Annotated in this window: 20 protein-coding genes; 5 read left to right on the forward strand and 15 right to left on the reverse strand. The window is 68.7% G+C overall.

Translation table 11 applies throughout. The features are described from left to right. Positions 1-6: 6 nt before the first annotated feature. The 6 genes from ABSL23_RS03720 to ABSL23_RS03745 are packed head-to-tail and all read right to left on the reverse strand — an operon-like array spanning position 7 to position 6,199. Positions 7-1,233 (reverse strand): DUF5305 family protein, encoded by a 1,227-nt coding sequence (locus tag ABSL23_RS03720; protein WP_353634754.1) that lies wholly within the window; start codon positions 1,231-1,233, stop codon positions 7-9. Positions 1,234-1,288: 55 nt separating this feature from the next. Next, positions 1,289-2,452 carry a signal peptidase I gene (locus ABSL23_RS03725; RefSeq protein ID WP_353634755.1) on the reverse strand — a complete coding sequence of 388 codons (1,164 nt, stop codon included), beginning with the start codon at positions 2,450-2,452 and terminating at the stop codon, positions 1,289-1,291. Positions 2,453-2,469: 17 nt separating this feature from the next. After that, entirely contained in the window at positions 2,470-3,315 is an 846-nt protein-coding gene (locus tag ABSL23_RS03730) for a hypothetical protein (RefSeq protein WP_353634756.1), read from the reverse strand. 58 nt (positions 3,316-3,373) lie between these two features. Continuing rightward, positions 3,374-4,819 carry a DUF1102 domain-containing protein gene (locus ABSL23_RS03735; RefSeq protein WP_353634757.1) on the reverse strand — a complete coding sequence of 482 codons (1,446 nt, stop codon included), beginning with the start codon at positions 4,817-4,819 and terminating at the stop codon, positions 3,374-3,376. A gap of 58 nt (positions 4,820-4,877) precedes the next feature. Next, complete coding sequence (locus ABSL23_RS03740; RefSeq protein ID WP_353634758.1) at positions 4,878-5,462, reverse strand: hypothetical protein; 585 nt, start codon at positions 5,460-5,462, stop codon at positions 4,878-4,880. A gap of 20 nt (positions 5,463-5,482) precedes the next feature. Then, positions 5,483-6,199 (reverse strand): hypothetical protein, encoded by a 717-nt coding sequence (locus ABSL23_RS03745; RefSeq protein ID WP_353634759.1) that lies wholly within the window; start codon positions 6,197-6,199, stop codon positions 5,483-5,485. Positions 6,200-6,578: 379 nt separating this feature from the next. Here ABSL23_RS03745 and ABSL23_RS03750 point away from each other — a divergent pair, with 379 nt between their 5' ends. The 5 genes from ABSL23_RS03750 (at position 6,579) to ABSL23_RS03770 (ending at position 9,648) form a co-directional block, all read left to right on the forward strand. Further along, positions 6,579-7,151, forward strand: a complete 573-nt coding sequence (locus ABSL23_RS03750) for a hypothetical protein (protein ID WP_353634760.1) — start codon at positions 6,579-6,581, stop codon at positions 7,149-7,151. After that, a complete protein-coding gene (locus tag ABSL23_RS03755) occupies positions 7,151-7,612 on the forward strand; it encodes a hypothetical protein (RefSeq protein WP_353634761.1) in 462 nt (153 codons plus the stop codon). Before ABSL23_RS03750 ends, ABSL23_RS03755 begins: the two co-directional genes overlap by 1 nt. A 96-nt stretch (positions 7,613-7,708) precedes the next feature. Next, the gene (locus ABSL23_RS03760; protein WP_353634762.1) at positions 7,709-8,002 is read left to right on the forward strand and encodes a rubredoxin-like domain-containing protein; all 294 of its coding nucleotides are present in this window, start codon (positions 7,709-7,711) and stop codon (positions 8,000-8,002) included. A gap of 231 nt (positions 8,003-8,233) precedes the next feature. Continuing rightward, the gene (locus ABSL23_RS03765) at positions 8,234-8,377 is read left to right on the forward strand and encodes a hypothetical protein (protein ID WP_021074811.1); all 144 of its coding nucleotides are present in this window, start codon (positions 8,234-8,236) and stop codon (positions 8,375-8,377) included. Beyond that, on the forward strand, positions 8,374-9,648 hold the full coding sequence (locus tag ABSL23_RS03770) for a transposase (protein WP_353634763.1): 1,275 nt from the start codon (positions 8,374-8,376) through the stop codon (positions 9,646-9,648). The genes ABSL23_RS03765 and ABSL23_RS03770 overlap by 4 nt, the downstream gene beginning before the upstream one ends. Positions 9,649-9,778: 130 nt before the next feature. Here the strand turns inward: ABSL23_RS03770 and ABSL23_RS03775 are convergent, their stop codons facing one another. The 9 genes from ABSL23_RS03775 to ABSL23_RS03815 form a co-directional block, all read right to left on the reverse strand. Then, positions 9,779-10,135: a NifU family protein gene (locus tag ABSL23_RS03775; protein ID WP_230888231.1), complete on the reverse strand. Its 357-nt coding sequence runs from the start codon at positions 10,133-10,135 to the stop codon at positions 9,779-9,781. Positions 10,136-10,196: 61 nt separating this feature from the next. Continuing rightward, positions 10,197-10,523: a DUF5783 family protein gene (locus ABSL23_RS03780; protein ID WP_353634764.1), complete on the reverse strand. Its 327-nt coding sequence runs from the start codon at positions 10,521-10,523 to the stop codon at positions 10,197-10,199. Between the two features lie 692 nt (positions 10,524-11,215). After that, a complete protein-coding gene (locus tag ABSL23_RS03785; RefSeq protein WP_353634765.1) occupies positions 11,216-12,619 on the reverse strand; it encodes a DHH family phosphoesterase in 1,404 nt (467 codons plus the stop codon). A gap of 41 nt (positions 12,620-12,660) precedes the next feature. Continuing rightward, a complete protein-coding gene (locus tag ABSL23_RS03790) occupies positions 12,661-13,386 on the reverse strand; it encodes a uroporphyrinogen-III synthase (RefSeq protein WP_353634766.1) in 726 nt (241 codons plus the stop codon). Next, positions 13,383-14,114 carry a uroporphyrinogen-III C-methyltransferase gene (gene cobA, locus ABSL23_RS03795; protein ID WP_353634767.1) on the reverse strand — a complete coding sequence of 244 codons (732 nt, stop codon included), beginning with the start codon at positions 14,112-14,114 and terminating at the stop codon, positions 13,383-13,385. Before cobA ends, ABSL23_RS03790 begins: the two co-directional genes overlap by 4 nt. After that, positions 14,111-15,295, reverse strand: coding sequence for a hydroxymethylbilane synthase (gene hemC / locus ABSL23_RS03800; RefSeq protein WP_353634768.1), 1,185 nt, complete (start codon positions 15,293-15,295; stop codon positions 14,111-14,113). Before hemC ends, cobA begins: the two co-directional genes overlap by 4 nt. A 205-nt stretch (positions 15,296-15,500) precedes the next feature. Beyond that, positions 15,501-16,022, reverse strand: a complete 522-nt coding sequence (locus tag ABSL23_RS03805; RefSeq protein ID WP_353634769.1) for a hypothetical protein — start codon at positions 16,020-16,022, stop codon at positions 15,501-15,503. 32 nt (positions 16,023-16,054) lie between these two features. Continuing rightward, complete coding sequence (locus tag ABSL23_RS03810; RefSeq protein WP_353634770.1) at positions 16,055-16,522, reverse strand: hypothetical protein; 468 nt, start codon at positions 16,520-16,522, stop codon at positions 16,055-16,057. A 31-nt stretch (positions 16,523-16,553) separates the two neighbouring features. After that, a complete protein-coding gene (locus ABSL23_RS03815; protein WP_353634771.1) occupies positions 16,554-17,891 on the reverse strand; it encodes a glutamate-1-semialdehyde 2,1-aminomutase in 1,338 nt (445 codons plus the stop codon). Positions 17,892-18,161: the final 270 nt, after the last annotated feature.

Genomic DNA, 18,161 nt, shown 5'->3' on the forward strand with positions numbered 1-18,161 from the left:
CCGCTGCTAGTCCTGCGGCCGCGGCGTCTCCTCGCGGCCGCTACCGTCGGCGTCGCCAGACCCATCCGCCGAGCCGTCGGGCTCGTCCGCCGAGCCGTCGGCGTCCCCTCCGGCCTCAACGAAGTCGGTCAGGTCGTCGAAGCCGGCGCCCGTCGTGTCCGGGTCGCGCGCCAGTGCGGGCGGTTCGTACGCGACCAGTAGCTGGTCGGCGACGGCGTAGAACGTCCCGGTTTCGGTGTCCTCGACGACGCCGGTGTCGGCGTCGATGGCGAAGTCCACGAGGCCAGATAGCGATTCAGCGGTCGCGCGCGGCCGGTCGCGGACGGCCTCGGGGAGGGTGGCGCGGACGACCCACTCGTCGAACTCCGCGCGCTCGTCGTGGAACGCCAGCAGGTCTCGCTCGGCGTCCGAGAGCGCGAACGCGTTCCGGTGCCGGCCAGCGCCGAGCGCGGCGAGCCCAGCGAGCCCGCCGACCAGCAGGAGCGGGCCGCCGACCGACCACAGCGGCCCGTAGTCGTTGGTGACGGTCACGGTCTCCGTGGTCGTCATGGCCTCGCTGCCGGTCGCGGCGGGCCCGACAGTATACGTGTCGCCGTCGACCGAGACCGGGAGGCGGTGACTGAGCGACAGCGACGCGGGCTGGCCCTCGACGCTCCCCTCGGTGGTCGCATCGACTGCGACGAAGGTCTCGATAGTGCCGGGCGTCTGTCCGAGCGATTCCTGAATCTCGGTCTGGCGCTGGGCGATTCGCGTGGCGTTCAGCGAGAACGCGACGCTGGCCGAGTCGCCGGACTGCACCTCGCCGGCGCTAGTTTCGTCCAGCGGCGTGCGGTCGCTCCAGTAGACGGTGTTCCCATCCTCGCCGACCGCGCGCACGACGAGCGTGGCGTCGAGGTCGATGGACGCGGCGGGCGCGTCGAGCCCGGAGTACGTCGCGACGTACCGGCCGTCGAGTTCCGGCGACGCGCCCGTGAAGTACGTCGAGCGATTCGAGAGCGTCGTCCCCACGTCGAAAATCGGGTTCTCGCGGGTGACTTCGGCGGCGTGCTGGAACTCTCCGGAGACCGTCCAGTGCGCCCGCTCGGACTGCTGGGTGGTGGTCCCGGGGGCGGCGTGGGCCGTGTACGCCGCCCACCCGCCCGCAACTGCGAGCACGGCCAGTGCTGCCACGAGCACGGGAAACCACGACGATACGACTGCGCGAACCCGGAGCCAGCGCGTCCCCTCCCCCATGGCTCCCCCTGTGTAACCCGGTTGTATAGACTTGTCGGTGAGCCAACCGGACCAGTCACCGGAGGTAGCGGAGCGCGCGCCGCCACAGCGACCGCTCGTGGCGGGAGTCGCGCTCGCGCGTCCGGACGCGGCGGCCGCCGAGGACGGCCATCCCGAGCAGGGCCATGCCGCCCGCGAGCAACGCGTCGATGACGAGAATCGGCAGCCACGGGTGGACGCCGTGCAGCGAGTCGAGGACCGACGCGGGGAGCACGGCGAGGGAGCGGTGTTCGGTGACGAACCGCCGGTAGTAGCCGGTCTGCTCGGGCGCGGACAGCGTGACGTCGACGGCCGCCTCGCCGCGCCCGGCGACGCGGACGCGCCCGGGCGTCACCGAGACGCCCTCGCTGGCCGGCTGGACGTACGCAACGACGGGGACGAGGCCGGCGTTCGGGACGCTGTACGGCAGCGTCGCGGACGAACCCTGCTCGATGGCCGTGGGGTTCTCGGACGCGAACTCCGCGCTCACGACGCCGAACTGCTGGGTGCCCGCGGGCACCACCATCGCGGCGGTCGCCGCGAGTACGAGCACCGCGGCGAGCGCGGCGACGACGACACCCGGCGAGACGCCCTGCTCGCGGCTCCGGTCGCGATCGCGGTCGCGCTGGCGGCCGTCGCCGGCGAAGAAGAGGTCGAAGACGTACAGCAGCGCCGACAGCCCCAGGAGGAGGTACGCGATGCCTTGCGTGCCGAGCAGCGCGCGCGTCCCAGTCGCCGCCGCGAGCCGCCGCTGGACATCCGCGAACGCGCCCTGGAGGCCGGTGACGAGCGTGCCGAGGTTCGGCACGACGACGACCGAGCCGCCGACTTGCAGGGCTTTCGCGACGACTTGGGCGTCCTTCACCGGCGGTTCGCCACCGTCCTGGTCGGTGAAGGGGTTGGCGTCCCCCTGCGTGACGTACCCGCGCTCGGTCTCGCCGACGACGCGGTGGGTGGTCAGCCCGCCGCCCTGCAGCTCCTCGGCGCGGAAGACGACGACGTCGCCCACCTCGACGTCGCCGTCGACGGCCGTCGGTATCGCGACGAAGCCGTCGCCGGGCTCCATCGTCGGCTCCATGCTCCCGGTCTCGACGTACCCCAGCAGGACGGGCGTCCCGAGCAGTTGGCCGACGAGCAGGGCGACGACGACCAGAACGACGAACGCTTCGGCGCCGAGCGTAAGCGCGCGGCGGACGGACATTCACTCGGCCCAACGTGTCAACCCGTCAAAAACCCTCGGTCGGCGTCGAACGCGCCCGCGACGACCGCGACGTACGGCACGAGGAAGCCCAGACAGAACCCCAGCAGGTGCGCGTAGACGTTCACGACGGTCCCGTCGACGGACGAGGGCGCCGGAAAGCCGACGAACGGGTAGCCGAGGAACGCGACGGCGCCGAGCACGCCGGCGTCGACCCAGCCGCTCCCGACGCCCCGCTGCGAAGTCGACGACGAATGCCACGCGGCTCGCGCGGAGACGGCGTAGGCGAGCGCGAGCAGCGCGCTCGTCGCCGCGAGCGCGAACGCCACGCGCCCGCCGGGGAGCGCGACCAGCGAGACGACGGCGGCCGCGGCGAAGAACGCGCCGGGCGCATGGCGGGCGCGAATCCGGTCGTCGAAACGGCTCGCGTACACCACCAGCACGAGCCCAAGCAGGCCCGCGAACGCCATGTTCACGCCGGAGAGCCCGTAGCCGACCGCGTCCCGGGGGACCGCGAGGTTCAGCCCCGACAGCGCCAGCGGGAACGCCGCCACGTACGTCGCGGCGGCGGCGCCGAACAGCCGCCGGCACCCAGCCAGCGCGGCGAGCACGTACCCGAACCCCGCGAGCAGCGCGTACCCGAGGAGGTTCGCCGCAAGGTGGTCGAGTTCGAAGTGGACGAAGTGCGCCGCGTACGCCGTCGCGAGCGTCGGGTCGCGGTACGCGAACGCCAGCGACTCCCGGGCCCCCGGCGGCAGCGCGAACACCGCGAGCGCGGCGGCCGGCACGACCGCCAGCGCGAGACAGTCCCGCAGCCGCACGGCGTCCCGGAGGGCCGCGCGGAACGACTGGGGCGACGCGCTCATGGGACGAACTGGACGCGGAGCCGGCAAAAGGCTGCCCGCCGGGACAGCGGCGAGCGGGCTACCGCCACGGTGCCCTCCGCGCGAGCGCGAGCGCCACCGCGACGACCGCGAGCAGCGTGACCAGCCCGAGCACCTCGGTCAGCCCGAACCCGGCTGGCTCCCGGATCGGCTCGTCGGCGGTCGTTGGCTCGACAGCCGGCTGTGCGGCCGCCGCGCCGTCGGTCTGATTCCCGGTCGCGACGGCAAGCGTCCCGGCGTCGACGTCCCCGACGGTGACGGCGTACTCGCCGGTCACGTTGCGCGCGACCCGCGCCGTCACCGTCGCCGTCCCACCAGCCGGAGCTTCGACCATGGGTTCGGCGACGACGCTCCCGCCGACGGCCACCGCGACGCTCCGCTCCCCGGCGACGCTGCCCGCGTTCGAAACGGTCGCCGTCACGGTAACGGCCTCCCCGGGCGCGGCGCTCGCGCGTTCCAGCGTCGCGTCCGCGACCCGGAGCCGCGCGCGGTCGGCCGCCACGACGAACGTCGAGAACCCCGGCGTTTCGGCCTCGAAGTGCAGCCGCCCGCCGCGCTCGCCGGTCGTCGAGACGGCGAGCTCCGAGAGCTCCCCGCCGTCGTCCCGGTAGACGGTGAGGTCCGCGGGCGCGACGCCGCGCTCCGCGAAAAACCCGACCGGCGCGCTGAACCGCAGCGTCGCGCGCCCCGCGCTGTCCAGCCGGTCGGTCACGCTGACCGCGCCCAGCGGCGCCGCACCCCGCTCGGCGACCCGCGAGCGCGAGGCCGCCGTGCCAGCGGCCTCGACCCCCACCGAGACCGTTCCGCCCGTGCTCGCGACGCCGACTTCGTCGAGCGTGAGGCCGCCGGCCGCGCCGTCCAGCGCCAGCGCGGACGCGTCGAACGTCGTCGTTTCGCCCGCGTCCGCGCCGAGCGCGGTGAACCGCCGCGAAGTCGCGTCCGGAGCCAGCGACCGCGCAGTCGACCCCTCGGCCGAGAACGCGTTCGTGTTCGCGGCGCCGCTCTCGCTCGCGACGTCCGCGGAGTCGGCCGCCCGCGCGTGTACGGTAATCTGGTCGATGAGCCCGTCCGCGGCCTCCCCGGTCGTGTCCACGCGCACTCCCACCGCGACCGTCTCGTTCGGCGCGAGCGTCATGTTCGCCGCCGCGGACTGCACGGGCGCACCGTCCGCGTAGAACGTCACCGCGTCCGACTCGTGCGTGAGCCAGACGTGCGCGAACCGTGAGCCGTTGTATCGCACCCGGAACACGTCCTCAATGCCCGTCACCGCGTCGGCGTTCACGCCCTCCGCGTCCGGGTTCGCCGCCGACAAATCGACGACGAGGTCGCCGTCGTCGTCGAGGTGTGCGTAGTCGCTGCTCGGCGCGAGCTCCACGTCGTTGCTGAGTTGGTCAGTTGGCCCGGAGAACAGCGGCGCGGCTACCGACGGGAACGCCAGCGTTCCCGCGATAGCGAGCGCGGCGGCGAGTGCGAGAGCGCGTCTCATCTGGTCACGTGTTCGTCCAAACCCACCGGCGGAGTCGAACCGCCGTGCTCCGAGTGGGTCAGTCGCTATCGGTGGCGACGGCCGTAATGGTGAGCGTGACGTCGTAGGCCTCCGGTTGGGCCGGGACGTCGTGAGTGTCCACTTCGAGTCCGCAGAGCAGCGGCTCCCCGCCGACGGACAGCGGGGTGGACGGACTGGTCTCCGTGAGGCGGTCCCCGGTTTCGACGTCGTACATCACGACGGACGGGACGCCCTCGGTCGTCTCCTGCGTGCTGTACACTTCGACGGGCTGCGTCCCCCGGTTGGTCACGGCGAACAGTCCGCGCTGGTCGCTGGCCGCGTCGTCCGCGAAGCGATAGACCGAGTCCGTCCCGACCCCGGCCGGGTCGGTCTCCTCGGCAGCCGGATACTCGTCTCCGTCGCTTCCCGGAATCTGGAACTCCAGCGAGTCGGTCAAGCCGTCCGTGTCCGAACGCTCACCCGTGCCCCGCTGGTCGAGTGCGAGGAGCGCCCGGTCGTCGTCGGCAACGTCGACCGTGACGGTCCGCGCCGCGCTGACGCTGGTGAACGCACCCGACCCCACCGCGAACACGCCGCTCGCGGTGAGGCTGCCGAGGCCGGCGATGAGGGTGCGTCGTTTCATTGTTCTGGTACCTCGTTAGTCTACTCGCTCTGTCCGTCGTAGCTGTCCGGAACGAGCGTTGCGTCCGCGACGATTTCGATGTCCTCGCTGATGCTCGAATCGCTGGTGACCGAGTCGTCGGTCTTGACGTACAGCCCGAAGTCGAAGGACTCGCCGGGCCCGAGGACGAACTCTTCGAGCGCGTCGGCCGCGTCGTCGTCGCCGTCGTTGTCGTACGCGCTGTAGTCCGGGCCGTCGGAGTTACCCGTGAGCGAAATCTGGTCGTCCTCGACGCCTTGCTTGAGACTCCCGGTGTTGGTGTAGTCGCCGTTCGGGCGGTTCGAGGCCTGCGGGTCGATCGCGATACCGGAAAAGCTTCCGTTCGTGTAGTTGCTGTCAGAGATACTGTCGGGGTCGACGTAGACGACGGCGGCCTGCGTGCCCTGATTCACGACCTTGAAGAGGTCGTTGAGCTGGGTCGTCGCGTTGGCGTTGACGCCGGCCCCGGTCTCACCACTAGTGACCGAGTCAGTGATGCTGATGCTCGCCGCGCTGTCGCCCGTACTGACGTAATCCGCGTTGGTTGCGTTTTCGTCACCGTAGCTGGTGGTCAGTGCGAGTAGGGCGTCGCTGTCGCTAGCGACGCTGACGCTGACGCTCCGATTCGCCTGCACAGTCGTGAACGCGCCCGTACCGATTCCAGCTGCCCCGGCGGCAGCGAGCGATCCGAGTCCGGCGATGAACTTGCGACGTTGCATTGTTGGAGTTGCCTCGTTGCGCACTCCCGCCGACCGCCGCGGTCACCGGGAGCGCTCACTTCGCCCATCACCCCCTTGGTAAGTAGTATTGACACGACTGAGCGAGTTCAGCGCGACCCTGGGGGCGCCGACAGCGCGGCCTGAGCGACCGTCAGGGCTCGCCTGACACCCCGAAATCGAGTTTGTATCACAGAATAAGAATCGAATTAATGTCGGTTCAGGCGCCGCTAGCGGGCTCTACCCCGCGTATTCTCGCGTTCCGCGTTTGTATCGTCAGATACCCATACGTTAATTATAGCCAACACTTATGGCCCGGTAGTCGGTACCGTCACCCGTTGTGTCATCCGTATCACAGCAGGGGCAGGGGGAGCCCGCCGAAATGACAGAGGTGGAATCGGGGGAGAACTCGACAGCGGACGCGCCGACCGAGGACGAGCTGTTCGACGTCCTCGCGAACCGGCGGCGGCGGTACGCCGTCCACGCGCTCGACGACGCCGACGGCGCCACCGAGATCGGGGACGTGGCCGAGCAGGTCGCCGCGTGGGAGTACGGCGTCGACGTAGAGCAGGTGTCCTACGAGGAGCGCAAGCGCGTCTACACCGCGCTCCAGCAGTCGCACTTCCCGATGATGGACGACGCCGGCGTCGTCGACTTCGACAAGAACCGCGGCACGGTCGAGCCCACCGAGTCGCTGGACGACGTCGAGGTCTACATGGACGTCGTGCAGGGCCACGAGATTCCGTGGAGCGTCTACTATCTGGGGGTCTCGGGCGTCGCGGCGTCGCTGATGGCAGCGGTCTGGACCGGCACGTGGCCGTTCGCGGCCCTGCCGGACCTCGCGTGGGGGGTCGCCGTCACCGCGATGTTCGGCGTCTCGGCGGTCGCGCACACGTACTACGCGCGGGGACAACGCATCGGGGCGAGTGACGAACCACCGGAACTTCGAGAGTGATGCACGGGCCACGGGTCGTCAGCATCGTGCTCGCGCTCGCCGCGGTGAGTATGCTCGCCACCGGCACGCTCGGGTTCACGAGCGTCAGCGCCGAGCGCGGCGTCTCCGTGAACGTCGTGGACAGCGAGTACGCGTACGTCGGCGTCACCGCGTGCACGCCGACGCACAGCGAGAACGAGACCGGGAACGGCAGCGGTGCCGGGACCGCCGACGTGTACGTCACCGTGACGAACCAGTACTCGACGCCGGTGGTCGTCGAAGGAATCGAAGGGGACGGCGGGAACGACGGCGACCTCGACGATTCGCGTCGGGTGATACCGGTCGGTGAGACGAAGAAGTACTCGTTACAGTTCGACGCCCGCGAGGTGACCGTCGACGTCACCGCCGACGCCTTCGACGCGACCGTCACCGCCACAGTCGTCGAGAAACAACGGAAGAACTGCAACCCCAGTCAGCCGTGACCGTGCGAGCGCTCGCGGGCGACCGGACGACAGCGCCCGTCACGGACGCCTCCGGCGGCAATTGATTTTATCAGGGCTCCCGGAGAACGACGGCGTATGAACGAGGAACCACCCAAGGTCGGACTCGGAACGGCCGTCTACGACGACGACGGCGAGAAACTCGGGACGATTCGGGGCTTCGACGAGGACGGCTTCTTCGTGACGACCCGCGAGGGCGTCGACGCGCTCTCCATCGAGCACGAGCGCGCCGGCCACGAGTTCGGCGAAGCCGAACTCATGTGGCGGTGCTCGGAGTGCGGCGAGCTCGGCGACCTCCAGGAGTCGTTCCCCGAGGAGTGCCCGAACTGCGGCGTCGAGAAGGAAGCCATTTACTATTGGACTGAAGACTAGGCGTAGTTCTACAGTTGGGGCAGTCCGAATACCTCAGAGATTATCTCCTAGGGTGAAGGCCATAATCCCGATTAGGGATGTTCCGTGCGCTTAATTCACTGTTGACGTTGTACACCGCGTGGTTCGATCGCTACCAAACCTATAATAAACCAGACTGACAGCTGATAACTTTTGAATTTACTTATAGAAAACCACCAGTATACTCTTAGAGCTGTGGTCCAAGGAGAAGTTGTGACGAAGCAACTCAAGGTATCCGACGCCGTGTACGACGACCTTGACGAACTCAAGGACGAGGAGGGCCACACGAGTTTCGACAGCGTGCTCCGCACGCTCCTTCTCCACTACCGTCACGTCCAACCCAACGACCAAGAATGACCGACGCACAGGCTCTCGTCAAGACGCTGGACTTCCAACTCGACATCCAGAGCGACACCGAGAGCCTGCTGTACGACGCCTGCCTCGAAGCGCGATCGGTGTACAACGAAACCATCCGCCTCGCCAAGCAAGGCGTGGACTGGGATGCGATTCCCAACCGCGTGGCCGACGACGCCGACCTCGTGAAGAACACGACACAGCGCGTCGTTGCGAAGGCACTCGGTGCGATGGAGAACTACTACGAGCACGACGACTTCGGCCAGCCAAGTCACAGCAAGGACGGCACGTATCCGCTTCGTGCGAACTACGAGGAGGGGTACAATCTGTCACTCACCGACGACGGTGACGTGGCGTTTCGCATCAGCGCAAAGCCGTACAAACACGTCAAAGGCGTCCTCGAAGGGAGTGACGCTCATCTCGACATTCTCAAGACTGCACTCGAAAGCGACGAGTGGACGATTGGAACGGCAGAAGCCCTGTTCCACAACGACATCGCCGAGTTGCACGTCAACGTCACCAACACCGAGCAGACCGTTCGAGACAAGCACGACTCACGAACGGTCGTTGGTGTGGACGTGAATGAGGATAATGTCGCGTTGACTGCGCTCTCCGAGGATGGTGTCGAAGATACGTTGGTCATCGACTTCCCTGAAATCAAGTTCGAGCGCCATCGCTACTTCACGATTCGCAAGCGCGTGCAGAACGCGGGGAAGGACAGTATCCACGGCACGTTGGAAGGGCGTGAGGAACGGTTCGTCCGCGACAGACTCCACAAAGTGAGTCGTCATATCGTGGAGTGGAGCCAGCAGTTCGAGAAGCCGTGCATCGTCTTTGAAGACCTCAAAGAGATGCGCGACAGTATCGACTACGGCACGCGGATGAACCGACGCTTGCATCACCTCCCGTTCCGCACCCTCCAGTTCTATACCTCGTACAAGGCGGCCTTTGAGGGCATTCCAACTGGATGGATTGACCCGTATAAGACGAGTCAGCGGTGTCCGATGTGCGGACACACGGAGCGTGCGAACCGCAATAAAAAGCGGTTCAAGTGCCGGGACTGTGAGCATCAAGACCACAGCGACCGTAGTGCAAGCGTCAACATCGCCGTGAAAGGCAACAAGAAACTCGATTGGACTGTGCCTGCTCTCAACAGCCTTCCCGTTGTGCGGACGGTGCGACGGCAGGCATCGGGGGCCGTGGACGCCCCGACCGTGACCCACGACACCGCTAGAGGGTATCAGGCCGATGGTTGTGTGGGAGTGTCCGACTAATCCACGGAAAGCCCCGGATTGACCCCCTCCCCGGGCGGTTCACTACTGGACCGAGGACTAATCCTCTCCGGCGGTCGTTTCACGACGGAGCAGTCGCTGTACGGCGGGAAAAACGGAGAGAAGCTCGGACTTAGAACGGGGCCTGCGGGCCTTCGTCTTCTTCGACGTCCTCGCCGTCGGCGTCCTCGCCGGGGAACGACGGGCTCATGCCGCTGTCGTGACCGCCGCCCATGCCGGTGTCGGCGTTGACCGCGTCGACTTCGGGGATTTCCTTGGTCATCCGGGACTTGATGGCCTGAATCGTCATCGGGGAGATGCCACAGCCCGAACACGCGCCGCCGAGCTGGAGGTCGACGACGCCCTCCTCGCGGTCGATGTTCTGGATGGCGGCCGTGCCGCCGTGCATCTGAATCTGGGGGAAGTTCCGGCGGAGGAAGTTGTTGACGCGCTCCTCCAGGTCGTCGCCGCTCTGACTCTCGGTGCTCATGAGAACCCGTAGGCACTCGCGTGGCTTAGCTCCTGTGGTGCAAGATGTTCGCCCCGGAACCTCAGTGTTCGCCGACGCCGAACTGCGCGCGCAGCTCCCCGCGGAGCTCCTCGAGGTAGCGGTCGAGGACGTGCTGGGTCTTCTCGTCGGTGGCGACGACGCCGTCGAGCTTACTCAGGGGGTCGTCGGGGAGATCGACGGTGAACTCGCCGTCGCCCTCGTAGTGGGGCTCGCTCTCGGCGAGAATCGTCTGGTCGATGCCGTGGACCAGATCCGAGTCGAAGGACTCGTTCATCGTCTCGAAGGCGCTCTTGTACGCGGTCTGGAGCTTCGGGAAGTAGTCGACGTACTTCTGTTCCTCGAACTCCTCGGGCGTCAGGTCGCTCATTAGCCACCGTTTGCCGTGTCAGATTGAAGTGCCCGTCGGTAGCCGCGGGCCCGAAGGAAGGTTTTCTATATTGCAGAATAGGATTTATCGAGTGGCGTGCGACTCGGTGAAGCGCCGCTTCGACGGGTCGCCGGGGCTCGACCACCGAGCACCGAGCCGTACGACCGACGAGGAGACCCTCCGTGGTGGGCAGAATTATCGAGGGCAACGCTATCGAGGAGCCGAATTGTATGCGAGAGCCGCGAAACAAGGGTTGTCGCACGCGCGCACGTAGCGCCACACCTGTGCCGGATTGTGGCTCGCGCGAAAGAGACAACAGAACGCCAGCTGTCGGTTCGCCGACTCCAGCCGACGACTCGACTCGGTGGTGAACGCGAGAAGCCCCCGGAAATCTGAGTCGTGACTGCCGAACGCCGGCCAGGGTACCTGAGTCGTCGCCGGGGCATCAGCAGCCACAGCTTGTCTGATGGCAGTGCTGCCCGTCGTAGAGACACACTCTGCGTCGCCAGCGCGCCGAGACTCCGCCACACCCCACAACCCCTATACTGTCACACACACGACGGTCGTAAATTCTATTCTACGATATAGAATGTGGTCGGTGCGGCGAGTCACGTCGAACTGCTCGCGAAGGGTAGCGCTCGCTGGTCGCCGACGAGAGCGACGCTACTGAGAAGAATCCGCCCGCAGGTCGGTTACAGTTGGTCGGCGAGCACGTCGCCGACTTCGTCGAGGAACTCCTGCTCGCGGCCGCGAGGGACAGTCGCACCCGCGGCGACCGTGTGGCCGCCGCCGTCGCCGCCGACGGCCTGCGACGCCTCGCTCATCACTTCGGAGAGGTCGAGGCCCCGGTCGACGAGCCGCGACGTGCCGCGCGCCGAGACTTTCGTCTCCTCGTCGTTCTTGTAGCCGAAGCCGACGATTGGGCGGTCGCTCTCGGTGGCGTCGCTGCCCAGCGCCATCCCCGCGACGATGCCGACGATGGTCTCGCGGATGCGGTCCTCGGCGTGGAACCACTGGAGGTCGTCCTCGACGGTGACGCCCTCGCGTTTCACCCACTGGAGGCCCTCCGAGAGGTTCCGGCGGTGCTCGCGCAGCAGGCCGCGGGCGGCCTCCAGTGGCTCGCCGCGCTCGCCGAGACAGACCGCGAGCCCGACGTCCGCGCGCTCGTAGCGCGCCGTCGCGTTGAGGAGGGTGGAGAACTCGCTTGCGTCCCGGAGTTCGGTGCCGGGCTCCTCGGCGGTGAGCGTGTACGTCTGCCCGACGAGCTTCGTCACGTCCTCGCTGGAGACGCCGTGTCGGACCGCGCGCTTCAGCAGCGCGCTGACGACCGTCTGGCGCTCGTCGTGGGAGAGGTCCGCCCACGTCCGCCAGTCGCCGCCGTCGTGCAGTTCCAGGTCGAGGCCGTCGAGGAAGCGCACGGCGCCGTTCTCGTCGTTCGTGATGCCGGGGACGTACACCTCGCTGGCGTACTCCAGCAGCTTCGGGAGCGGCCGCGTCTGCGTGCCGTACAGCGCGAGGTCCTTCGCCGTGTCGAGCACGCCCGCCTCGACGCCCTCGGCGGCAATCTGGGTGTTCGCGCCGACGAGTTCGCCGTCGACGGTCTGCCGGTCGCCGACCGCGCCGACGACCGCGAGCGCCGCGAGGTCGGTCGCGTCCTCACCGAGCAGGGCGCGGGCGAGCACGTAGCTCGCGCCGGCGCCAGAGAGTTCCTTCCCGCCGTCGACGTCCTCCAGCAGCGGGTTCAGGTGGAACTGCGTGTCCGCGTCGGCGGGCTGGTGGTGGTCCGCAATGACGGGCGTGAAGTCGCCCGCCCGCTCGTGTTCCGTGATTGCTTCTAACTGTCCGCTCCCGAAGTCCGTGAACAGCACCGTGTCGTGGTCGTGGGCCGCGATGCCCGCGATTTCCTCGTCGTCGAGCTGCTTCGAGAAGACGACGTCGTGGGGAATGTCGGCGCGTTCGAGCGCCGTGGCGGCGATGCCCGCGCTCGTCAGGCCGTCGGCGTCGATGTGCGACGCGAGCAACACGGAGTCGGCGTCGCGGAGCGCGTCCGCGCACGCCGCCGCCCGCGCTTGCAGTTCCGGGACCGGAGCGTCCATCACGAGGACGTAGCGCGGCTTCGCGTATAAACTGCCGGTCCTCAGAGTTCGTCGCAGACCGCGCGCGCCAGCTGCTCGAAGTCCGCGTCCGCGGGGACGACGTCTACGTCCACACCCCGGGATTCGGCGGTCTCGCGCGTCGGTGGCCCGATGCAGCCGACGATGGCGTCGTTCAGGCCGGCGAGCGCGGCTTCTCTGATGCCTCGCTTCTCGGCTTCGTCGAGCCAGTGGTCGACGGTCAGCGACGACGAGAACAGCGCGGCGTCGAGGTCGCCGTCCGCCGCGAGTTCGACGGAGTCGCCGGCCTCCGCAGGGACGACGAGTTCGTAGAGAATCGTCTCGTGGACGTACGCGCCGGCATCGTCGAGGCCGTCCGTGAGCACCGCGGAGCCGTGGTCCGAGCGCGCGACCTCCACGCGCGCGCCGTCGACCTCGCCGTCGAGCGCGGCGACGAGCCCGCTGCTCGTGTACTCCTCGGGCACGAGATCGACCGTCCAGCCTGCCTCGCGGCAGGCGTCGGCGGTCGATTCGCCGATGGCACAGAGCGTCGCGTCACCGGGCGTCCAGCCCGCCTCGGCGGCGAGTTCGACGCCGGTCTTGCTCGTCAGAATCACGTAGTCGGCGCCGTCTCTGGGGACTTCGCCGGTTGGCTCGACGGCGAGCATCGGGTCTGGGACCGGCTCCGCGTCGAGGGATTCGAGCAGGTCGGTGGCGTCGTCGAGGCGGTCGTCCGCGGGCCGGAACACGGCGACGGTCGGCCCGGTCATCGCGTCTCCTCCCGCACGCCCGCGACGCCGCCGATGACGGTGACTGCGGGCGGCTCGATGCCGGCCTCGTCGCGCGCCTCGACGATGGTGTCGAGGGTGCCCGTGGCGACCTGCTGGCCGGGCCGGGTTCCCTTCTCTATCAGCGCAACCGGCGTCTCGGGGTCCATCCCGGCGTCCCGGAGTGCTTGCGTGTAGTCCGGAAGCTTACCGACGCCCATCAGCACGACGATGGTGCCGCCGGTGTCGGCGAGCGCCTGCCAGTCCACCGCGGACTCCTCCTTCGTCGGGTCCTCGTGGCCCGTGACGAACGAGACGGAGGAGGCGTGGTCGCGGTGCGTGACGGGGATATCCGCGGCGGCGGGCGCGGCGACCGCCGACGAGATGCCGGGCACGACCTCGAAGGGGACGTCGTGGTCCGCGAGGTAGACCATCTCCTCGCCGCCGCGCCCGAACACGAACGGGTCGCCGCCCTTCAGTCGGACGACGTCGTTCCCCTCGCGGGCGATTTCGACCATCCGCGCGTTGATTTCCGACTGGGGGGTGCGCTCGCCGCCCGCGCGCTTGCCTACGTCCTCACGTTTGTCCTCGGGAATCTCGGAGAGAATCTCGGGGCCGGGGAGCTTGTCGTGGAGCACTACGTCCGCGTCTTCGAGGAGCCGCGCGGCCTTCACCGTCAACAGCTCGGGGTCGCCCGGGCCGCTCCCGACGAGGTAGACGGTCCCGGTCATTCCCGCTTGGCCTCCTCGATGAGGTCGGTCGCGCCGCGGTCGCGGAGGTCCGCAGCGAACTCGCGGGCCTCGGCGGCGTAGTTCTCCACGTCGAGTTCGCGCGTTTCCCCAACCTGGTCGGTGCCGTCCCGGCTGAACACTTGGACGTCAGTTCGCACGGTGTCGCCCTGCACGAGCGCGTACACGCCGATGGGTGCGATGCAGCCGCCGCCCACCTCTTCGAGGATGACGCGCTCGGTCGTCGTCTCCACCCGGGAGCGCACGTGGTCGAGCGCGTCACGGAGCGCGTCCGCGACATCGCTATCCTTGCGCGCCGTAATCGCGAGCGCGCCCTGTCCCGGCGCCGGGACGTGCGTGTTCGTCGGGAGTTCCTCGTCGTGGACGTGGTGGGTCAGGCCCGTGCGTTCGAGGCCGACCTGCGCGAGCACGACCGCGTCGAACTCGGTGTCGACCTCGCGTTCGAGCGCGGACTGCTGGAGCACCGACAGCGACTCGAACCACTCCTCGACCGTCTGGTCGAACTCCGCGTTCTGTCGGTTGTCGCGGTCGCTCTCGCTGTCGTCGTCGCTCTCGTTGTCGAGGTTCTCGACGCCCTCCTCGACGGTCTCGCTGGCCTCGTAGTCGCCGCGCTCCTGCTGGCGGGCGTCCTCGCTCATGCGCTCCTTCTCGGCTTCCGTGCGGCGCTCGTGTTCGTCCTGGAGCGCGGGCGCGAGCAGTTTCTCCACGCGCGTATCGACGTTCCCGCGAATCGGCTCCACTTCGAGGTCGGGGCGGTGAGCCTGCACCTGTGCGCCCCGGCGGAGGCTCGCGGTCCCCACGACGCTGCCCGCCGGGAGGTTCTCGAGGCTGGTGCCGTTCGGCGTGACGAGCGCGTCCGCGGGGTTCCCGCGCCGCGGCACCGCCGCCACCACGAGGTCGTCGGGCACGTCGGTCGGCACGTCCTTCATCGAGTGGACAGCCGCGTCCACGTCGCCGTCGAGGACTTTCCGGTCGAGCGAGCGCACGAACGCGCCGGTCTTCCCGAGGTCCTGAATCAGGGCGTCGTCAACGCGGTCGCCGGTCGTCTCCACCTCGACGAGTTCGACGTCGTGGCGGTGGTCCTCGAGTTCGGTCTTGACCTCGCCGGCTTGCCGGAGCGCCAGGTCCGACCCGCGGGTGGCGAGGCGTATCGCGTCGGTCATACGTCACACTCCGCGCGCTGGGTTGAAACCCCCTGCGTTTGCATGCGTGGCGCGCCGCCGGCGCGCCACGTTATGGCGAACGGCGAACGGAGTGAGCCGCGTGGCCGAGCGCAGCGAGGCCACGTTAGCGCGAACGCGGAGCGTAGCGACCCGCGAGCAGTGTGGCGGACCGCAGGGAGACCACGGAAACAGAGCGCCTACCAGCCTACCGCTTCCCGCTCGTTCGGTCCGCGCGCTCCCTGCGGTCGCCCGCGCGCAGTTCGTCGCGCCACTCCCAGAAGGAGGCGGGCATGAAGACGTGGTCGCGGCGCTCGCGGAGGTACCGAATCGCCACCCACGAGCCCAGTCCCGCGCCGACGACAACGCCGAGCGCGCCGACGGTCGACCCGCGGAACAGCAACACGCTGCCGCCGACGACGAACACGTCGGCGAGCACGGCGATAGCGGGCGCGGGGAAGTCGTCGCCGGGCCAGTCGCCGCCCGCGTCGTCGATTGCGTGGCCGTCCATCCACAGCGCCAGCGGCATCGCGAGGAAGGCGACGAGCGCGGGGATGCCGAGCGCGACGGCGGGCAGCGAGAGCACGTCGCCGGCGTCCGCGACGACGGCCTCCGGGACGAGCTGGACGACGACGTACGTCCACGCCGAACACACAACCCAGAAAGCGGTGACCAGCGGGACGGCGGCGACCCAGTACCACCACCGCGAGTCCACGCGCAGTTCACTCATAACCGTGCGTTAGGCGTCACGGCGTTTGTAGCTCACGGGACGCCCACCGAGTCGCGGCGCTTGTAGAGGTAGTAGACGGCCAGCGGCACCTGGAGCGGCTGGGCGACGAGGCCCGCGAGCCCGAGCAGGCCGTAGAGCGCGGGGTCGGGGTCCCACGAGCCGGGCGCGTCCGCGACGGCAGTCGCGTCGTAGTAGATGGCCAGCGGGAACACCACCGACAACAGCAGGCCGACGCCCCCCAGCAGGACGGCGAGCAGGAACACGCCGGCGAACCCGAAGCCGACGCCAATCGGCATCATCCCGGGATCCATCGTTCCGGGGTCCATCGTGCCCGCGCCGGTGAGCGCGAGGGCGAACATGGCGACCCCGACGAGGAACCCGACGACGGTCCCGACGACGTAGTAGACGGGGACGGCGGCGACCCAGTACCACCAGTTCGAGTCCGGGTCGGGGTCGGTTCGCTCGTCGGCGGATGCGTCCGCGGCGGGCGTGGCTGACATGGCCGGACGTTCGCGGCGGGAGCAGAAAAGCTTAGAGGGCGTTCCGGTAGGCTTCCAGCGTGCGTTCGACGTCCTCCTCGGTGTGGCCGTAGGCGACGAACTGGGACTCGAACTGGTTCTGGGAGAGCAGGATTCCGTCGTCGAGCATCTGCGGCCGGAACACGCGGTTCCAGCGCTCGACGGCGCCGCGGGCGACGTCCGCGCCGTTCTTCGGGCAGGCGTCGAAGCGGTCGCAGTCGGGGTCCTGTTCGCAGCCGTCCGCGCAGGCGCCGGACTGGGCGTCGCCGCGGCGCGTGAACAGCACCTTGAACAGGCTGTCCGTGCCGACGACGGTGTACTCGGGCGCTTGGTCGGCGACGATTTCGGAGAGCCCCTCGCGGAGTTTGCGGCCGAGGCCGTTGACGTGCTCGTAGACGTCGTTCTCGGCGGCGTACTGCAGGGTCTCCAGCCCCGCGGCCATCGTCACGGGGTGGCCGGAGAACGTCCCGGCTTGGAAGACGTCACCGACGGGCGTGAACGCCTCCATGATGTCGGTGCGGCCGCCGATGGCGCCGACGGGGAAGCCGCCGCCGATTATCTTCCCGAACGTCGTGAGGTCAGGCGTGACGCCGTACTTCGACTGCGCGCAGCCGAGGCCGCCGACGCGGAAGCCGGTGATGACCTCGTCCCAGATGAGGAGCGCGCCGGCGTCGTCGGTGAGGTCGCGCAGCGTCTCGTGGTAGCCCTCGACCGGTTCGACGATGCCCTTGTTCGCGAGCAGCGGTTCGACGAGCACGCAGGCGATGTCGTCGCCGTGCTCCTCGAAGACCTCGGTGACGGCGTCCTCGTCGTTGAACGGGACGGGAATCGTGTGTTCGGCGAACTCGGCGGGGATGCCCGCGCTGGACGGCCCGCGCTCCTCGGCGTCGCCCTCGACGAGCGTGGACTCCTGGGCGCCGTGGTAGCCCGACTGCATCACGACGATCTTGTCGCGGCCGGTGTAGCCGCGCGCGAGCCGCACCGCGGAGGTGGTGGCTTCGGTGCCGGAGTTGACGAATCGCAGCATCTCGACGCTGGGGACGTGTCGCGCGACGAACTCCGCGTGTTCGACTTCGAGTTCGGTGGGCATCCCGTACATCGGGCCCTCACTGGTGCGGCGCTGAATCGCCGCCTGCACGGGCTCGGGGAGGTCGTGGCCGAGCAGGAGCGGACCCAGTCCCATCACCCAGTCGACGTAGCGGTTGCCGTCCGCGTCGACGACGTGGCCGCCGTCGCCCTTCCGGACGAACGTCGGGTACGGCTGCGGGGCGGCCCGCACCGAGGAGTTCACGCCGCCGACGAGCACGTCGAGCGCGCGGTCGTAGAGGTCGCGTGACGTCTCGCGGTTCATACGACGTGGTTAGGGGGGTCCGTGAAAATAGCTGGCGGGTTACGCGTTCGGCGTCGCTACGGAGTCGGGGTCACACAGAACGAGTCGCAACGGCAACCGCAAAAGGTGCCGGCCAGCGAGCACAGTCCGACAGCGGTGGGGCCGGCGCACACACGGTGAGCACAGTCCACTGTGGTCACAGGCGTCCCGGTCGTGTCACTGACGTATCACCTCCGTGGAGATGCGCGAGTCGGCGCCGCCGGCGGCGGACCCGGGGCGGGGCACGGCCGC

This window comes from Halobacterium sp. NMX12-1, assembly GCF_040435975.1.
Classification (GTDB): Archaea; Halobacteriota; Halobacteria; order Halobacteriales; family Halobacteriaceae; genus Halobacterium; species Halobacterium hubeiense.

Excerpts from the sequence above, each read along its gene's own strand:
- ABSL23_RS03720 (WP_353634754.1), bottom strand. The coding sequence starts at position 1,233 with ATGGGGGAGGGGACGCGCTGGCTCCGGGTTCGCGCAGTCGTATCGTCG.
- ABSL23_RS03725 (WP_353634755.1), bottom strand. The coding sequence starts at position 2,452 with ATGTCCGTCCGCCGCGCGCTTACGCTCGGCGCCGAAGCGTTCGTCGTT.
- ABSL23_RS03730 (WP_353634756.1), bottom strand. The coding sequence starts at position 3,315 with ATGAGCGCGTCGCCCCAGTCGTTCCGCGCGGCCCTCCGGGACGCCGTG.
- ABSL23_RS03735 (WP_353634757.1), bottom strand. The coding sequence starts at position 4,819 with ATGAGACGCGCTCTCGCACTCGCCGCCGCGCTCGCTATCGCGGGAACG.
- ABSL23_RS03740 (WP_353634758.1), bottom strand. The coding sequence starts at position 5,462 with ATGAAACGACGCACCCTCATCGCCGGCCTCGGCAGCCTCACCGCGAGC.
- ABSL23_RS03745 (WP_353634759.1), bottom strand. The coding sequence starts at position 6,199 with ATGCAACGTCGCAAGTTCATCGCCGGACTCGGATCGCTCGCTGCCGCC.
- ABSL23_RS03750 (WP_353634760.1), top strand. The coding sequence starts at position 6,579 with ATGACAGAGGTGGAATCGGGGGAGAACTCGACAGCGGACGCGCCGACC.
- ABSL23_RS03755 (WP_353634761.1), top strand. The coding sequence starts at position 7,151 with ATGCACGGGCCACGGGTCGTCAGCATCGTGCTCGCGCTCGCCGCGGTG.
- ABSL23_RS03760 (WP_353634762.1), top strand. The coding sequence starts at position 7,709 with ATGAACGAGGAACCACCCAAGGTCGGACTCGGAACGGCCGTCTACGAC.
- ABSL23_RS03770 (WP_353634763.1), top strand. The coding sequence starts at position 8,374 with ATGACCGACGCACAGGCTCTCGTCAAGACGCTGGACTTCCAACTCGAC.
- ABSL23_RS03775 (WP_230888231.1), bottom strand. The coding sequence starts at position 10,135 with ATGAGCACCGAGAGTCAGAGCGGCGACGACCTGGAGGAGCGCGTCAAC.
- ABSL23_RS03780 (WP_353634764.1), bottom strand. The coding sequence starts at position 10,523 with ATGAGCGACCTGACGCCCGAGGAGTTCGAGGAACAGAAGTACGTCGAC.
- ABSL23_RS03785 (WP_353634765.1), bottom strand. The coding sequence starts at position 12,619 with ATGGACGCTCCGGTCCCGGAACTGCAAGCGCGGGCGGCGGCGTGCGCG.
- ABSL23_RS03790 (WP_353634766.1), bottom strand. The coding sequence starts at position 13,386 with ATGACCGGGCCGACCGTCGCCGTGTTCCGGCCCGCGGACGACCGCCTC.
- cobA (WP_353634767.1), bottom strand. The coding sequence starts at position 14,114 with ATGACCGGGACCGTCTACCTCGTCGGGAGCGGCCCGGGCGACCCCGAG.
- hemC (WP_353634768.1), bottom strand. The coding sequence starts at position 15,295 with ATGACCGACGCGATACGCCTCGCCACCCGCGGGTCGGACCTGGCGCTC.
- ABSL23_RS03805 (WP_353634769.1), bottom strand. The coding sequence starts at position 16,022 with ATGAGTGAACTGCGCGTGGACTCGCGGTGGTGGTACTGGGTCGCCGCC.
- ABSL23_RS03810 (WP_353634770.1), bottom strand. The coding sequence starts at position 16,522 with ATGTCAGCCACGCCCGCCGCGGACGCATCCGCCGACGAGCGAACCGAC.
- ABSL23_RS03815 (WP_353634771.1), bottom strand. The coding sequence starts at position 17,891 with ATGAACCGCGAGACGTCACGCGACCTCTACGACCGCGCGCTCGACGTG.